This is a genomic window from Streptomyces sp. NPDC101132 (genome assembly GCF_044759225.1).
In the GTDB taxonomy this organism is placed as follows: Bacteria; Actinomycetota; Actinomycetes; order Streptomycetales; family Streptomycetaceae; genus Streptomyces.
This window is the reverse complement of record NZ_JBIVYX010000003.1, coordinates 332554-349059: the sequence shown is the minus strand read 5'-3', so window position 1 is coordinate 349059 and position 16506 is coordinate 332554. Positions and strand designations below refer to the sequence as shown.

Sequence of the window (16506 nt, the reverse complement as noted above, 5' to 3'; positions counted from 1 at the left end):
CACCATGAGCAACCGCAACAGCAAGGCGAACAAGGACGCGGCCCGCGAGCGGATGCGCGCCGAGCGCGAGCGCCAGGCCAAGAAGGACAAGGCCCGCCGCCAGGTCATCGTCGCCGGCTCGGTCGTCGCGGTCCTCGCCCTGGCCGGCGGCATCGGCTTCGCGGTCATGCAGGCCAACAAGCCCGGTGTCTGGGAGGACGCGGAGAACGCGCCCCTGACCGCCCCGAAGAACACCGAGGGCACCGACGGCACCTCGGTCGTCATCGGCAAGAAGGACGCGAAGAAGACGCTGGAGCTGTACGAGGACTCCCGCTGCCCCGTCTGCGCCACCTTCGAGCAGGCCGTCGGCGACCAGGTGAAGAAGGACGTGGCGGCCGGCAAGTACAAGCTGAAGTACATCGGTGCCACCTTCATCGACAACTCCGACAACGGCAGCGGCTCGAAGGAGGCCCTGGCCGCCCTCGGCGCGGCGCTGAACGTCGGCCCCGAGGCCTTCCTGGAGTACAAGGCCGCGCTGTACTCGCCGGCGAACCACCCGGAGGAGTCCCAGGACAAGTTCGCCAAGACCGACTACCTGCTGAAGGTCGCCGACGGCGTCCCGGCCCTGAAGAACAACGAGGCGTTCAAGAAGGACGTGAACGCCGGCACCTTCCGGAAGTGGGCCCTGGAGATGTCGAAGACCTTCGACAAGAGCGGCGTCACGGGCACCCCGACCCTGAAGATGGACGGCAAGAAGATCGAGACCCCGCAGACGCCCGAGGCGTTCACCGCGGCGATCGACAAGGCCCTCAAGGGCTGACACCGGGACACGCTCCGGCAACGGGCGGGCGAACTCTAGGAGTTGGCCCGTCCGTTGTCTATACGAGGACTGATACCGGTCAGTAATATGATCATCCGTGACCAGTCTTCTCCCTTCTTCTGCCGCAGCGCCGCGCCGCCGCACGGTCGTCCTGGCCGCCGCCGCCACCGCCGCGCTCGCCCCGATCACCGCGCAGGCCGCCCTGGGGACGTCGGCCGCGTACGCGGCCGAGGGCACCGCAGCCTTCCTGCACGGCGTCGCCTCGGGCGACCCGCTTCCCGACGGGGTCCTGCTGTGGACCCGCGTCACCCCCACCCCGGAGGCCGTGCCCGGCTCCGGCCTCGGCCCGGACACGGACGTGACCTGGGAGGTGGCCGAGGACCGCGGCTTCGCCCGGATCGTGGCCTCCGGCACCACCACGGCCACGGCCGCCGCCGACCACACGGTCAAGGCCGACGTCCGCGGACTCCGCCCGGAGACCTCCTACTTCTTCCGCTTCGCGACCGGCGGCGTCACCTCCGCCACCGGCCGCACCCGCACCACGGCCGCGCACGACGCGACCACCCCCGGCGTCCGGTTCGGCGTGGTGTCCTGCGCCAACTGGGAGTCCGGCTACTTCTCCGCGTACCGCCACCTGGCCGCCCGTACCGACCTCGACGCGGTGCTGCACCTCGGCGACTACATCTACGAGTACGGCTCCGGCGGTTACCCCGAGCCCAAGTACGTGGTGCGGCAGCACGAGCCGAAGCACGAGATCGTCTCGCTCGCCGACTACCGGACCCGGCACGGCAAGTACAAGACGGACCCCGACCTCCAGGCCCTGCACGCCGCTCACCCGCTCGTCGCGATATGGGACGACCACGAGATCGCCAACGACGCCTGGTCCGGCGGCGCCGAGAACCACACCCCCGGCACCGAGGGCGACTGGGCGGCCCGCGCCGCGGCCGCCAAGCAGGCCTACTTCGAGTGGATGCCGGTACGCACCTCCACCGCCGGCACCGTCTACCGCCGCCTCCGCTTCGGCTCCCTCGCCGACCTGCACCTCCTCGACCTGCGCTCGTTCCGCTCGCAGCAGGCCAAGACGGGCAGCGGCTCGGTCGACGACCCGGAGCGCACCATCACCGGGCGCGCCCAGCTGGACTGGCTGAAGTCCGGCCTCGCCTCCTCCACCGCGGCCTGGAAGCTCGTGGGCACCTCGGTGATGATCTCGCCGGTGGCCTTCGGCTCGCTGCCGGCCCACCTGCTGGGCCCGCTGGCCGAGCTGCTGGGGCTGCCGCAGGGCGGCCTGGCCGTCAACGTCGACCAGTGGGACGGCTACACGGACGACCGCAGGGAACTCCTGGCGCACCTGACCCAGAAGAACATCCGGAACACCGTCTTCCTGACCGGCGACATCCACATGGCCTGGGCCAACGACGTGCCGGTCACGGCCGCGACGTACCCGCTCTCGAAGTCGGCCGCCACGGAGTTCGTCGTCACGTCGGTGACCTCGGACAACATCGACGACCTGCTGCACGTGGCCCCGCACACGGTCTCGCTGGCCGCCGCAACGGCCATCAAGGCGGCCAACCGGCACGTGAAGTGGGTGGACATGGACTCCCACGGCTTCGGCGTGCTGGACGTGACCGCCGAGCGCTCGCAGATGGACTACTACGTGCTGTCCGACCGCACCCGCCAGGACGCGACCGCCACCTGGGCGCGCTCCTACCGGACGCTGAACGGCACGCAGAAGGTCGAGCGGGTGAACACCCCGGTGCGCTGACCGCCCCGCCCGTGAACCCGACGGACCGTCGAGCCTCCCCCAGGGGAAGCTGACGGTCCGTCGAACATTTCCGGCCAGCGGGCCGTTCTGACGTTAACCGGGCCTCTCAAGCGTGTTTCGGCAAGAAATCCTTGACGGATCACTGACATGGACACGTAAGCTTCACGCCATCGTGAGGAGATCCCTCCGTTAACTTTGTTCGCGAGGAGCACACGTGCGCGCTTCTGCCCGCATATCCCCCACTCTGCGCCGACGCATCATGGGTACCGCCGTACTCGCTGGAGCCTTGGCCCTCTCCCCGCTTTCCGCCCCCACCGTCATCGCCGCCGCCCCGAAGACCGGCGCCGAGAAGTGCGTGGAGGACGCCACTTCGGCCAACGCCCGTGTGGCGCGCCCGAAGGACAGCCACGCGGCCGAGCCCAACGCGGTGACCGACGCCCAGGCCAAGGCCATGGACGCGGACCTCAAGGCGAAGCTGGGCAAGATCGCGAAGTCGCGCCCGCAGCAGCTGGCCGCCGCCGGTGCCAGCATCCCGGTCTACTTCCACGTCATCCACTCCGGGACCACCGGCAAGCTGACGTCGACGCAGATCAACAACCAGCTGGCCGTCCTGAACGCCGCGTACGCCGGCCAGGGCACGGGCAACGTCAACTCCGGCTTCCAGTTCACCCTGGCGGGCACGGACTACACGGACAACGCCTCCTGGTACAACCTGACCTCCGGCTCCCAGGCCGAGAAGGACATGAAGAACACCCTGCGGAAGGGCGGCGCCGGCGCGCTGAACTTCTACACCGCGAACCTGGGCGGCGGCCTGCTCGGCTGGGCGACCTTCCCGAGCTCGTACGCCTCCAGCCCGAAGATGGACGGCGTCGTGGTCCTCGACGCCTCCCTGCCGGGCGGCTCGGCCACCAACTACGACGAGGGTGACACCGCCACCCACGAGGTCGGCCACTGGATGGGCCTGTACCACACCTTCCAGGGCGGCTGTAACGGCAACGGCGACTACGTCTCCGACACCCCGGCCGAGAAGAGCGCCGCGTACCAGTGCCCGACGGGCCGTGACACCTGCGCCAGCAAGCCCGGTGCGGACCCGATCCACAACTTCATGGACTACACGTACGACGCGTGCATGTACCAGTTCACCGCCGGCCAGGTGAGCCGCATGCAGAGCAGCTGGAGCGCTTACCGCGCAGGCTGACCGGTCACTGCTCTACCCTGGCGCCATGAGCGCGCCGGGGGACGTGATCGACGAACGGTTCGAGCTGCTTGAGCGGCTCGGCAGCGGGGGCATGGGCACGGTCTGGCGAGCGCTGGACCGTGCCCTGCACCGCGAGGTCGCCCTCAAGGAGGTGCGGCCCGTCCACGGCCCGGGCCCCGACGAGGGGTCCGGGCTGCTGCGCGAGCGGGTGCTGCGCGAGGCCCGCGCGCTGGCCCGGATCAACCACCCGCACGTGGTGACCATCCATCACATCGTAGACCGGGGGCCGCACCCCTGGCTGGTGATGGAGCTGCTGCCCGGCGACACCCTGCAGAGCCGGGCCGAGCGCGCGCCGCTGACCCCCGCCGAGGCCGCGCGGACCGGCCGCGAGGTGCTGGCCGGGCTGCGCGCCGCGCACGCGGCCGGCATCCACCACCGGGACGTGAAGCCCGCCAACGTCCTGCTGCGGGCGGACGGTTCCGCGGTGCTCACCGACTTCGGCATCGCCGCCCTTCAGGACGCCTCCTCGCTGACGGTCACCGGGGAGATCATCGGCACCCCCGAGTACCTCGCCCCCGAGCGGATCCGCGGCGCCGACCTGCCGGCCTGCGACCTCTGGTCGCTGGCGATCACCCTGTACGTGTGCGTCGAGGGCGTGAGCCCCATGCGCCGCACCACCACCCTGGCCACGCTGGCCGCCGTCCTGGACGAGCCGGTGCCGGCGCCGCGCCGCGCGGGCGCGCTGGCCCCCGTACTGGCGGCCGTGCTCGTACGCGACCCCGAGGCGCGGCCCGACGCGGAGACCCTCGACGCGCTGCTGGCCGCGGTCGCGTCGCCCGGCCCCGGCGAGCCGCCCGCGCCTCCGCCGCCACCGCCGACCCAGGTCGACACCCCGGTGCCGGCACGGGAGCTGCCCGGCCCCCGCATCGCCGCACCCCTCCCGCCGCCGCCCGCGCCCCGCACCCCGGCCCCCCGGCCCGGGCCCGGTCCGGTCGCCGGCCCGGCATCCGCGGGCGGCACCCCCGGCCCGGCCGGGGACACCGGCCAGGAGCTGACGCTGGGTCCGGGGCATCCCGGCACCACCCGCCACGAAGAGCCCGGCCGCCCGGCCCGGAGCGGGACGCGCACCCCGCTGGCCGCGGCCGCCGCCGTGGTCGCCCTCGCGCTGCTGGGCCTGGGCGCGTACGCGCTGGCCGACCGCGGCGGCCGGGACCCGGGCGGCGACGCCAAGGGCGGCACCCGGCCGGGCACGTCCGCACCCGCCACCACCGCCGGACCCTCCACCGCCCCGCCCACGACCCCCGACGGCGGCCCGGCCACGCAGCCCGGGACGGAACCCGCCACCTCTCCGGCCGACGCCCCCTCGTACGACGGCTCGACGGGCGGCGGCAGCGCGGGCACCGGGACGGACGGCGGCACGGACGGCACGGGCGGGGGCTCCGGCGACGGCAGCCTGGCCGGCCGCTGGATCGCCCAGCTGTACTCCGAGCCGGTCGCCTCGGGCACCGACGCCCGCGACCGCCGCCTGACGGCCGTCCGGGCCGCCGTCCCCGAGGCGGAACTGCTGCTCAGCTCCGACTACGCCTCCCTGCGCGCCGGTTACTGGGTGGTCTACGCCCCAGGCCCCTTCGAGGACGGCCGGGCCGCGCTCGCCTTCTGCGCCGGGCGCGGCCGTACGAGCGCCGACGCCTGCATCGGCCGCTGGCTCAGCGCCGACCCGGCCGACGGCGTCTACACGTGCGTCCCGCCCGCGAGTTCCCCGGGCGGCCGCTGCCGGCGGGACTGACGCGCGGCCGGCCCGCAGGGCGCCGGCCTAGATGCTCTCCAGGAACGCCAGCACCGTCGCCCACGTCCGCTCCGCCGCCTCCGCGTCGTAGTCCGGCAGCTCCGGGTCGGTGAACAGGTGCCCCGCGCCGGAGTAGGTGTGCACCTCCACGTCCGCGCCCGCCCGCCGCATCCGCAGGTACCACGCGTTCAGCCAGTCCGACGTCTCGAACGGGTCGGGGTCCGCGATGTGCAGCTGCACCGGCAGGTCGTCCACCGCCGCGTCGTCCGCGATGTCGGCGGTGCCGTGCAGGAGCAGCAGTCCGCGCGCCTTCTCGTCGGCCAGCGCCAGTTGCTGGGCCACCGAGCCGCCGAAGGAGAAGCCCGCGTACACCAGGCCCCGGTCCGAGTGGGGGGCCACCGCCAGGACGGCCCGCTTGAGCAGCTCGTCCCGGCCGGTCTCGTCACGGAACGCCATGCCCTCCTCGACGGTGTCGAAGACCCGGCCCTCGAAGAGGTCGGGCACGTGGACCTCGTGGCCGGCCGCGCGCAGCCGGTCGGCCGCGGCGTGGACCGCGGGCCGCAGTCCGTACGTGGAGTGGAAGAGCACGATGTTCATGCGTCCATCGTGCCAGCTCCGGTGTGCGGCGGTCGGCTACGGTCGGGTCATGGAGAACGTGCTGCGCCCGTTGACCGTGATCGGCGGCTCGGTCGTGCTCACCCTGCTCGCCGGGTGGCTGCTGGACCTCCTGCTGCGCCGCGCCGACGCCCGTCACTACGAGACCCCGCTGTGGGGACTGCTGCGCCGCTGCCGCCGCCCCTTCCAACTCGTCCTGCTGGCCGCCCTGCTGAGGGGTGTCCACCGCCGGGCCGGGCTGTCGGCGGACCATGCCGTCGGCGTGGCCCGCGCGCTCACGCTGGTGCTGATCGGGGCGGCGGCCTGGCTGCTGGTCCGGATCGCCACCGCCGTCGTGGACTCGGCGTACGCGCGCTACGCGGCCGGCGCGGAGGAGTCCGCCCGGATGCGCCGGATCCGTACCCAGGTCACGCTCATCCACCGGGTGGTGACGGCGGTGATCGTGGTGGTGGCGGTCGCCGCGATGCTGCTGACCTTCCCGGCGATGCGGGCCGTCGGCGCCTCCGTGCTGGCCTCCGCCGGCATCGTCGGCATCGTGGCGGGCATCGCCGCGCAGTCCACCCTGGGCAACCTGTTCGCCGGACTCCAGATCGCCTTCGGGGACACCGTCAGGATCGGCGACACCGTGGTGGTGGACGGCGAGTGGGGCAGGGTCGAGGAGATCACCCTGACCTTCCTGGTCGTGCGGACCTGGGACGAGCGCCGGCTGACCATGCCCGTCTCGTACTTCACCGGCAAGCCGTTCGAGAACTGGTCGCGCGGCGGCGCGGAGGTCACCGGCACGGTCTTCCTGCACGTGGACCACTCCGCGCCGGTCGACCTGATGCGGGGCCGGCTGCAGGAGATCCTGGCCGCCTGCCCGGCCTGGGACGGCCGGTCGTCGAGCCTGGTCGTCACGGACTCCACGCCCACCACCATGCAGGTCAGGGCGGTGGTCACGGCGAAGGACGGCGACGACCTGTGGACGGTCCGCTGCGAGGTGCGGGAGCGGCTGATCGCCTGGCTGTGCGCGGAGCACCCGTACGCCCTGCCCAAGGTCAGCACCGGCCCCGCCGCGGCCCCGCCGGCCGGAGGTCCGGGCGGCACACCGGTCACGGGTGCCGGGGGCCCGGTCACCGGTGCCGGGGCCCCGCCGGTCACGGGCGCAGGCTCCTGACATCGAGGTGCCGCAGCACCCGGTCCACGACCTCCGGGTCGGCGCCGGGCTCGCTGCGGGCGGCGAGCACCTCGTGGCGGGCGGCGGACATCATCTCGCGCTGGATGCGCTGGAGCGTACGGAGCCGGGCGACGCGCTGCCCGTAGGCCTCGCGGCGCTCCTCCTCCACCATGTCGGGGCTGATGCGGGCGCCCACGTCGTAGGCGCGGCGCAGGAGTTGCTCGACGAGTTCCTCGGGGATCTCCTCGACGTCCTCGATCTCGCGCAGCCGGCGCTTGGCGGCCTTGGCGGCGCGGACGGCGAGGCGCCGCTCGAACTCCCGGGCGGCGTCGGTGTCGGCGCGGACGCCGAGGAGCCGGACGAGCCGGGGCAGGGTGAGGCCCTGGACGACGAGGGTCACCATGATGACGGCGAAGGCGATGTAGATGATCTCGTCGCGCATCGGGAAGGGCGCGCCGGAGTCGGTCCTGAGCGGGATGGCGAGCGCGAGGGCCACGGAGGCCACTCCGCGCATTCCGGCCCACCACATGACCACGCTCTCGCGCCAGTCGACCGGGATGTCCTCGTCCTCGCCGTGCAGCCGCTGGTGCAGGCGGCGGGCCGCCCAGGCCGCGGGGAGCAGCCAGAGGAGCCGTACGAGGACCACGGTGCCGACGACGGCCGCCGCCCACCCCGCCATCTCCCAGGCGCGTCCCTCGGTGATCCCGAAGACCTGGTGCAGCTCCAGTCCGATGAGGCCGAACGCGACGCCGGTGACCAGCATGTCGACGACCTCCCAGAAGGTGTGCCCGGCCAGCCGGCCCAGCACGTCGTCGGCGTCGGTGGCGTACTCGGCCAGGAACAGGGCGCAGGTGAGCACGGCCAGGACGCCGGAGCCGCGGAGCCCCTCGGCCAGCACGTAGGCGACGAAGGGGACGAGAAGGGTGAGGCCGATCTGGAGGGTCGCGTCGCCGAGGCGGCCCATGAGCTTGTGCGCGGTCCAGCCGAGGGCCAGTCCGACGGCGACCGCGACGGCGGCCGAGAGGACGAACTCGCCGATGGCGCCGGTCCAGGAGAACTCCCCGCCGACCGCGGCCGCGATGGCCACGTGGTAGAGCACGATGGCGGTGACGTCGTTGAAGAGCCCCTCGCCCTCCAGGATCGACACCATGCGCCGGGGCAGGCCGAGGGAGCCGGCGACGGCGGTGGCGGCGACCGGGTCGGGCGGGGCGACCAGCGCGCCCAGGGCGAGCGCGGCGGCGACGGGCAGCCCGGGTACGACGGCGTTGGCGACCCATCCGACGGCGGCGGTGGTGACGAAGACCAGGGCCACGGCGAGCAGCAGGATGGGGCGGACGTTGGCGGCGAACTGGCGCCAGGAGGTGCGCTGCACGGAGGCGTACAGCAGGGGTGGCAGGACCAGCGGGAGGATGTACTCGGGCGGGACCTGGACGTCCGGTACGAAGGGCAGCAGGGCGAGCACCACGCCGCCGAGGGTCATCAGCACCGGGGCGGGCAGCCCGAGCCGGTCGCCGAGGGGCACCGTGACGACGGCCCCGAGCAGCAGCAGGAAGAGGAGGGCGAGCTGATCCACACCGCCCAGCCTCGCAGCCGGGCGGGACGATCCGGGGCATTGCGGCGGGCAGCGCGCCCCTCGCGGCCGGCGGGGGCGGCCGGTTCAGCCCAGCGTCCGCCGCATGGCGCGGTGGGGCATGCCGGCGTCGTCGAACTCGGGGCCGTACGGCGCGTAGCCCAGCCGCTCGTAGAAGCCGAGGGCGTGGGTCTGGGCGTGCAGGTCGACGGCGGTCAGCCCGCGCCGGACCGCTTCGGCCTCGATGGCCCGGACCAGGGCCGCGCCCACGCCCAGGCCGCGGGCGGCCCGCGTGACGGCGAGCCGGCCCAGGGAGCCGACGCCCGGTCCGGCGAGCCCGGTGAGCAGGCGTCCGGTGCCGAGCGGGCCGTCCGCGCCGGTGGCCAGCACGTGCACCGCGTCCGCGTCGTGGGCGTCGTACTCGATCTCCCGGGGTACGCGCTGCTCGACGACGAAGACGGCCGCGCGGACCGCGAAGCAGGCCTCGCGGTCGGCGTCCGTCGTCGCGACGCGGACGGCGTAGGTCACTCGCTCTCCGCCCGGATGACGTCGAGGGCGTGCTGGAGGTCGGCGGGGTAGGCGCTCTCGAACTCGACCCAGCCGCCGTCGGAGGGGTGCTCGAAGCCCAGGCGCATGGCGTGCAGCCACTGGCGGGTGAGGCCCAGCCGCTTGGCGATCGTCGGGTCGGCGCCGTAGGTGAGGTCGCCGACGCAGGGGTGCCGGTGGGCGGACATGTGCACGCGGATCTGGTGCGTGCGGCCGGTCTCCAGCTTGATGTCGAGCAGGGAGGCGGCGCGGAAGGCCTCGATGAGGTCGTAGTGCGTGACGGACGGCTTGCCGTCGGAGGTCACGGCCCACTTGTAGTCGGCGCTGGGGTGCCGGCCGATGGGGGCGTCGATGGTGCCGCTCATCGGGTCCGGGTGGCCCTGGACCAGGGTGTGGTAGCGCTTGTCGACGACGCGCTCGCGGAACTGGTTCTTGAGCGAGGTGTAGGCGCGCTCGGACTTGGCGACGACCATCAGGCCCGAGGTGCCGACGTCGAGGCGGTGGACGATGCCCTGGCGCTCGGCGGCACCGGAGGTGGAGATGCGGTACCCGGCGGCGGCGAGGCCGCCGATGACGGTGGTGCCGGTCCAGCCGGGGCTGGGGTGGGCCGCGACGCCCACGGGCTTCATGATCACGACGATGTCGTCGTCGTCGTGCACGATCTCCATGCCCTCGACGGGCTCGGCCACGACCTCGACCGGCCGGGGCGCGCCCGGCATCTCGACCTCCAGCCAGGCACCGCCGTGCACGCGCTCCGACTTCCCGACGACGCTGCCGTCGACCGAGACCTTCCCCGCCGCGGCAAGCTCGGCCGCCTTGGTCCGGGAGAAACCGAACATACGGGCGATGGCGGCGTCGACGCGCTCGCCTTCGAGGCCATCGGGGACGGGCAGGGTGCGGATCTCGGGAATCGTACTCACCCGTCGAGTATGCCGGACTCCGCCGGCACACCCGGACGCGCTCAGTCCTTGTGGATCGTTCCGTCCGGGTCCAGACCCTTGAAGGAGAGCAGGACGATCAGGATCCCACCGCAGACGATGGCGGAGTCCGCGAGGTTGAAGACGGCGAAGTGGGCCGGTGCGATGAAATCCACCACAGCGCCGCGGAAGACGCCCGGCGAGCGGAAGATCCGGTCGGTGAGGTTGCCGAGCGCGCCGCCGAGCAGCCCGCCCAGCGCGATGGCCCACGGCAGGCTGTAGAGCTTGCGCGAGATCCTCACGATGACGACGATCACGGTCGCCGCGATCAGGGTGAAGATGATCGTGAAGGCCTCGCCGAAGCCGAAGGCCGCACCGGGGTTGCGGACCGCCTCGAACTTCAGCAGGTCCCCGATGACCTCGACGGGCGCCTGGTGCTCCAGCTTGGCGACCACCAGCATCTTGCTGCCCAGGTCGAGCAGGTACACGACCAGGGCGACCACGAGCAGCGCGGCGATCCGGCGCCGCCCCTTGGGCCGGTCCGCCTCAGGCTGGGCTTCCCCGATGTCCGGCGTACCGATGACGCCCTCCGCCTCTGCCACGTGAATCCCTCGAATTCAGGTCCTCGGGGCCGCCAGAAGGTGCCCGATCAGAACACGAGGGTACGTCACGCCCGCCACGGGATGCCGGGACCGCGGGCCGAGCGTGACCCGGACGACACGGCCGGGGGGCCTCAGTGCCGGCGTTCCTGCTTCTGCTTGCACTCCACGCACAGGGTGGCGCGCGGGAAGGCCTGCATGCGGGCCTTGCCGATGGGGTTGCCGCAGTTCTCGCAGACGCCGTACGTGCCCGCGTCCAGGCGCTCCAGGGCGCGCTCGGTCTGCTCCAGCATCTCGCGGGCGTTCGAGGCCAGGGCCAGCTCGTGCTCCCGCGTGATGTTCTTCGTACCGGTGTCGGCCTGGTCGTCTCCCGCGCCGTCGCCGGAGTCGCGCATCAGGCCGGTGATCGCCTCCTCGGAGTGGTGCAGTTCCTCACGCAGCCGCAGGATCTCGCTCATCAGCTCGGCCCGGGCCTCGGCGACCTCCTCGGGGGTCCACGGGTCCTCGCCCGGCCGGACCGCCAGCTCGCCGGGGGCCACGGCCGTGGCCCCGGCCCTGGGGAGGCCGCTGGTGGCGGCCAGGGCCGCCTTCCTGGCCGTCGAGGCCCTGCCCGTGCCGCTGCTCTTCTTGGCTGCCACTGTCCCGGCTCCCGTCTCTTCCGCGGTCTGTGCCGCCCCCTTGGCCGCCGCCCTCCTGGCCGGGGCCTTCTTCACCGCCGCCGTGCCGGCGGCCTCCCTGGTGGCGCCGTTCCTCGTCGCGGCCTTCCTGCCGGCGGTCGCCGCAGCGGCCTTCTTCCCGGTGGGCTTGGCGGTGGCCTTAGCGGTGGTCTTCGCCGCGGTGCCGTCCACCGCCGCGCCCTTCGCGGCCCCGGCCTTCGTGGCGGCGCCGGCCTTCGCCGCGGTGCCGTCCACCGCCGCGCCCTTCGCGGCCCCGGCCTTCGTGGCGGCGCCGGCCTTCGCGGCGGCGCCGTCCGCCGCCGCGGCCCGGGTGGCCCTCGCCTTCGTGGCCGTGGCCTTGGTGGCCGTGGCCTTGGGGGTCGTGGTCTTGGGGGTCGTGGTCTTGGGGGTCGTGGTCTTGGGGGTCTTGGTGGCCGTGGCCTTCGTGGTCCTGGCTGCTGCCCGGGTCCTGGCGGCCGTCGCCTTCTTCGCCGACGCGGTCCGCACGGACGCCCCGGCGGCCGGATCCTCCGCCGGGTCCTCCGGTGCCGGTGCCCGGGACGGCAGGGTCTTCCTGGCCGCCCTCGCGCCGGTCACCGCCCGGTCGGTCACCTCCGGCAGGTCGGCCGCCCGGTCCACCGGCGCCCGGGCCGCGGACTTCACCGCGTGCGCGCTGCCCGAGACGGCCTCCGAAGGCCCTGGCCCGCCCTTGGCGGCCTTCTTCGGCGCCGGCTTCACCACGCCCTTCGGCGGAGTGCTCGCCGAGGCGCTCTTCACCGCGGTCCCGGACGAGCCCGCCTTTCCCCGCGCCGGCTCCACGGCCCTGGCCATGCTCTTCTTCGGCGCCGGTTCGGGCGCGGGCGCCCCGGCGGGCAGGGTCTTCCTGGCCGCCCTCGCACCGGTCACCGCCCGGTCGGTCACCTCCGGCAGGTCGGCCGCCCGGTCCACCGGCGCCCGGGCCGCGGACTTCACCGCGTGCGCGCTGCCCGAGACGGCCTCCGAAGGTGCCGCCTTCGTGGCCGTGGACTTCTTCCCAGCGGACGCCGTCTTCTTCGCGGCGGTCTTCTTCGCCACCATGGCCGCGGCCCCTTCACATATTGTGATCTGCACGCGAATCGTGCTGGGACGATAAATCGGCTCATACCCCGCGGCAACGGGGCGCACGTCCTCCGAGGCCAACCTGCATCCGTTGTGCCCAGCTCAGGGCCGGGTAATCCGGTGCCGGCGCCACAACGGGCGCGGCAGGGGCGCGTCGGCCGTTCGGGTCAACACCGCCCCCGCCCCCGCGCCCCGGCCGTACCGCCTCCGAGCGCCCCGCCGACGCCGCACAAACCGGTCTGCCGACGCGTCCCCCGGCCCTTACACTGGGCCGAGCGGAAGGCATGGATGGGGACGAGTAGCGTCGTACGCAGCCAGGAGCGACCCGGGGACGGTGTGAGCCCGGGGGCGAGCGCGACGTGAAGGATCACCCCGGAGCCGCCGGAAGAACGCCCAGGGAGCCTGCAGGGCCCCGGGTCAGTAGAACCGGCCCGCGCCCCTAATGAGGGGGCCACCGGCGCGCCAGGGCGCTCCGGGGGCCAAGGAGGGTGGTACCGCGGGAGCCGAGGCTCTCGTCCCTCCGACGGAGATGGACCCGCCGTTGGAGGAAGAGCACACCCGATGAGTACGCAGAGCCAGCAGCCCACACCGTCGCAGTACCGCCCGGTGCCCGCCCAGGTCGACCTGCCCGCCCTGGAGCACGCCGTCCTCGACTTCTGGCGCGAGAACAAGACCTTCGCCAAGACGCTGGAGCAGTCCGAGGGCCGCCCCGAGTGGGTCTTCTACGAGGGCCCGCCGACCGCGAACGGCATGCCCGGCGCGCACCACATCGAGGCCCGCGTCTTCAAGGACGTCTTCCCGCGCTTCCGGACCATGCGCGGCTACCACGTGGCCCGCAAGGCCGGCTGGGACTGCCACGGTCTGCCGGTCGAGCTCGCCGTGGAGAAGGAGCTGGGCTTCAACGGCAAGCAGGACATCGAGGCGTACGGCATCGCCGAGTTCAACGCCAAGTGCCGCGAGTCGGTGACCCGGCACACGGACGCCTTCGCCGACCTCACCACCCGCATGGGCTACTGGGTGGACCTCGACGACGCGTACCGCACGATGGACCCCGAGTACGTCGAGTCCGTCTGGTGGTCGCTGAAGGAGATCTTCAACAAGGGCCTGCTGGTCCAGGACCACCGGGTCGCCCCCTGGTGCCCCCGCTGCGGCACCGGCCTCTCCGACCACGAGCTGGCCCAGGGCTACGAGACCGTGGTCGACCCCTCGGTCTACGTGCGCTTCCCCCTGACCTCGGGTCCCCTCGCCGGCCAGGCCTCGCTGGTCGTCTGGACCACCACCCCCTGGACCCTGGTCTCCAACACCGCCGTGGCGGCCCACCCCGACGTCACGTACGTCGTGGCCACCAACGGCGAGGAGCGGCTGGTCGTCGCGCAGCCGCTGCTGGAGAAGGCCCTCGGCGAGGGCTGGGAGGCCACCGGCCAGACCTTCACCGGCAAGGAGATGGAGCGCTGGACCTACCGGCGCCCCTTCGAGCTGGTTCCCTTCGACGCCCCGGCCCACTACGTGGTCAACGCCGAGTACGTCACCACCGAGGACGGCACCGGTCTGGTCCACCAGGCCCCGGCCTTCGGCGCCGACGACCTCGCGGTCTGCCGCGCGTACGGCCTGCCCGTGGTCAACCCGGTCCGCCCCGACGGCACCTTCGGCGAGGAGGTCCCGCTGGTCGGCGGCGTCTTCTTCAAGAAGGCCGACGAGCAGCTGACCGCCGACCTCGACGCCCGCGGCCTGCTCTTCAAGCACATCGCCTACGAGCACAGCTACCCGCACTGCTGGCGCTGCCACACCGCGCTGCTCTACTACGCGCAGCCGTCCTGGTACATCCGCACCACCGCCGTCAAGGACGCGATGCTGCGGGAGAACGAGAAGACCAACTGGTTCCCCGAGTCGGTCAAGCAGGGCCGCTTCGGCGACTGGCTGAACAACAACATCGACTGGGCGCTCTCCCGGAACCGCTACTGGGGCACCCCGCTGCCGATCTGGCGCTGCGAGGACAACCACCTCACCTGCGTCGGCTCGCGCGCGGAGCTCTCGGAGCTGTCCGGCCAGGACCACTCCTCCCTGGACCCGCACCGCCCGTACATCGACGACGTGACCTTCCCCTGCACGGCGGAGGGCTGCGCCCTGACCGCCGTCCGCGTCCCCGAGGTCATCGACGCCTGGTACGACTCGGGCTCGATGCCGTTCGCGCAGTGGGGCTACCCGTACAAGAACAAGGAGATCTTCGAGAAGCGCTACCCGGCGCAGTTCATCTCGGAGGCCATCGACCAGACCCGCGGCTGGTTCTACACGCTGATGGCGGTCGGCACCCTCGTCTTCGACAAGTCGTCGTACGAGAACGTGGTCTGCCTGGGCCACATCCTCGCCGAGGACGGCCGCAAGATGTCCAAGCACCTGGGCAACATCCTCCAGCCCATCCCCCTCATGGACCAGCACGGCGCCGACGCCGTCCGCTGGTTCATGGCGGCCGGCGGCTCCCCCTGGGCGGCCCGCCGCGTCGGCCACGGCACCATCCAGGAGGTCGTGCGCAAGACGCTGCTGACCTACTGGAACACGGTGGCCTTCCAGGCGCTGTACGCCCGTACGTCGGACTGGGCGCCCTCCGCCGCGGACCCGGCCCCGGCCGACCGCACCGTCCTCGACCGCTGGCTGCTCTCCGAGCTGCACCAGCTGACCGCCCAGGTCACCGAGGCCATGGAGGCGTACGACACCCAGCGCGCCGGCAAGCTGCTGTCCGCCTTCGTCGACGACCTGTCGAACTGGTACGTGCGCCGGTCGCGGCGCCGGTTCTGGCAGGGCGACAAGGCGGCGCTGCGCACCCTGCACGACGTGGTCGAGACCGTCACGCGGCTGATGGCCCCGCTGACGCCGTTCATCACCGAGCGGGTGTGGCAGGACATGATCGTCCCCGTCACGCCGGGCGCCCCGGAGTCGGTGCACCTGTCCTCCTGGCCGGAGGCGGACACCTCGGCCGTGGACACCACGCTGTCGCAGCAGATGGTGCTCGTGCGCCGGCTCGTCGAGCTGGGCCGTGCCACCCGCGCCGAGTCCGGCGTGAAGACCCGGCAGCCGCTCTCGCGCGCGCTGGTCGCGGCGGCCGGGTTCGAGGCCCTCTCGACCGAGCTCCACGCGCAGATCACCGAGGAACTGAACGTCTCCTCGCTGGCCTCGCTGTCCGAGGTGGGCGGCTCGCTGGTGGACACCACCGCCAAGGCGAACTTCCGGGCCCTCGGCAAGCGCTTCGGCAAGGGCGTCCAGGACGTGGCCAAGGCCGTCGCGGCCGCCGACGCCGCCGCGCTGTCGCTGGCGCTGCGCTCGGGCGAGGCCACGGTCGAGGTCAACGGCGAGACCGTGACCCTCTCCCCGGAGGAGGTCATCATCACCGAGACCCCGCGCGAGGGCTGGTCCGTCGCCTCGGACTCCGGCGCGACGGTCGCGCTCGACCTGGAGATCACGCCCGACCTGAAGCTGGCGGGTCTGGCGCGTGACGCGATCCGGCTGATCCAGGAGGCCCGGAAGAACTCCGGCCTGGACGTGGCCGACCGCATCGCGCTCCGCTGGTCCGCGGCCGACGCCGAGCTGACCACGGCCCTCACGGACCACGCCGCCCTGATCGCGGACGAGGTCCTGGCCACGGACTTCGCCTCCGGCGCGGGCGACGACTCGTACGGCGCCGCCTTCGAGGACGAGGCCCTCGGCCTCACCTTCCGCCTCCGCAAGGCCTGACCCACCCCTGTGGCCCGGACCCCGCCGGGGTCCGGGCCACAGCCATGTCCCCTCCCCCGGTCCCGGAGCCTCCCGAGG

13 protein-coding genes are annotated in these 16506 nt (G+C 73.0%); 7 read left to right on the top strand and 6 right to left on the bottom strand.

Going from position 1 to position 16506, the window contains the following annotated elements:
• Nucleotides 1-4: 4 nt before the first annotated feature.
• The 4 genes from ACIQUR_RS09140 (at nt 5) to ACIQUR_RS09125 (ending at nt 5545) form a co-directional block, all read left to right on the top strand.
• Entirely contained in the window at nt 5-799 is a 795-nt protein-coding gene (locus tag ACIQUR_RS09140; protein WP_403660706.1) for a thioredoxin domain-containing protein, read from the top strand.
• A gap of 97 nt (nt 800-896) precedes the next feature.
• Nucleotides 897-2561, top strand: a complete 1665-nt coding sequence (locus ACIQUR_RS09135) for an alkaline phosphatase D family protein (RefSeq protein WP_403660703.1) — start codon at nt 897-899, stop codon at nt 2559-2561.
• A 259-nt stretch (nt 2562-2820) separates the two neighbouring features.
• Nucleotides 2821-3759, top strand: coding sequence for a zinc metalloprotease (locus ACIQUR_RS09130; RefSeq protein ID WP_403660700.1), 939 nt, complete (start codon nt 2821-2823; stop codon nt 3757-3759).
• Nucleotides 3760-3784: 25 nt separating this feature from the next.
• Nucleotides 3785-5545 (top strand): protein kinase, encoded by a 1761-nt coding sequence (locus ACIQUR_RS09125; protein ID WP_403660697.1) that lies wholly within the window; start codon nt 3785-3787, stop codon nt 5543-5545.
• A gap of 27 nt (nt 5546-5572) precedes the next feature.
• On the opposite strand, the gene ACIQUR_RS09120 is transcribed toward ACIQUR_RS09125, so the two are convergent.
• Entirely contained in the window at nt 5573-6142 is a 570-nt protein-coding gene (locus ACIQUR_RS09120) for a dienelactone hydrolase family protein (RefSeq protein ID WP_403660694.1), read from the bottom strand.
• A gap of 49 nt (nt 6143-6191) precedes the next feature.
• Between ACIQUR_RS09120 and ACIQUR_RS09115 the strand changes: the two genes are divergently transcribed.
• Entirely contained in the window at nt 6192-7316 is a 1125-nt protein-coding gene (locus ACIQUR_RS09115; protein WP_403660691.1) for a mechanosensitive ion channel family protein, read from the top strand.
• On the opposite strand, the gene ACIQUR_RS09110 is transcribed toward ACIQUR_RS09115, so the two are convergent.
• The 5 genes from ACIQUR_RS09110 to ACIQUR_RS09090 form a co-directional block, all read right to left on the bottom strand.
• On the bottom strand, nt 7297-8889 hold the full coding sequence (locus ACIQUR_RS09110; protein WP_403660688.1) for a Na+/H+ antiporter: 1593 nt from the start codon (nt 8887-8889) through the stop codon (nt 7297-7299). The genes ACIQUR_RS09115 and ACIQUR_RS09110 overlap by 20 nt on opposite strands.
• Nucleotides 8890-8973: 84 nt before the next feature.
• Nucleotides 8974-9414 (bottom strand): GNAT family N-acetyltransferase, encoded by a 441-nt coding sequence (locus ACIQUR_RS09105; protein ID WP_403660685.1) that lies wholly within the window; start codon nt 9412-9414, stop codon nt 8974-8976.
• Nucleotides 9411-10352 carry an RluA family pseudouridine synthase gene (locus ACIQUR_RS09100; protein ID WP_403660683.1) on the bottom strand — a complete coding sequence of 314 codons (942 nt, stop codon included), beginning with the start codon at nt 10350-10352 and terminating at the stop codon, nt 9411-9413. Before ACIQUR_RS09100 ends, ACIQUR_RS09105 begins: the two co-directional genes overlap by 4 nt.
• Before the next feature lie 41 nt (nt 10353-10393).
• Nucleotides 10394-10951 (bottom strand): signal peptidase II, encoded by a 558-nt coding sequence (lspA, locus tag ACIQUR_RS09095; RefSeq protein ID WP_403660680.1) that lies wholly within the window; start codon nt 10949-10951, stop codon nt 10394-10396.
• 131 nt (nt 10952-11082) lie between these two features.
• The gene (locus ACIQUR_RS09090; RefSeq protein ID WP_403660676.1) at nt 11083-11586 is read right to left on the bottom strand and encodes a TraR/DksA family transcriptional regulator; all 504 of its coding nucleotides are present in this window, start codon (nt 11584-11586) and stop codon (nt 11083-11085) included.
• Nucleotides 11587-11626: 40 nt separating this feature from the next.
• On the opposite strand from ACIQUR_RS09090, the gene ACIQUR_RS09085 reads away from it, so the two are divergent.
• Both ACIQUR_RS09085 and ileS read left to right on the top strand, forming a co-directional pair.
• Nucleotides 11627-12736, top strand: coding sequence for a hypothetical protein (locus ACIQUR_RS09085; RefSeq protein WP_403660673.1), 1110 nt, complete (start codon nt 11627-11629; stop codon nt 12734-12736).
• Between the two features lie 527 nt (nt 12737-13263).
• Entirely contained in the window at nt 13264-16428 is a 3165-nt protein-coding gene (gene ileS / locus ACIQUR_RS09080) for an isoleucine--tRNA ligase (protein ID WP_403660670.1), read from the top strand.
• The last annotated feature ends 78 nt before the right edge of the window (nt 16429-16506 follow it).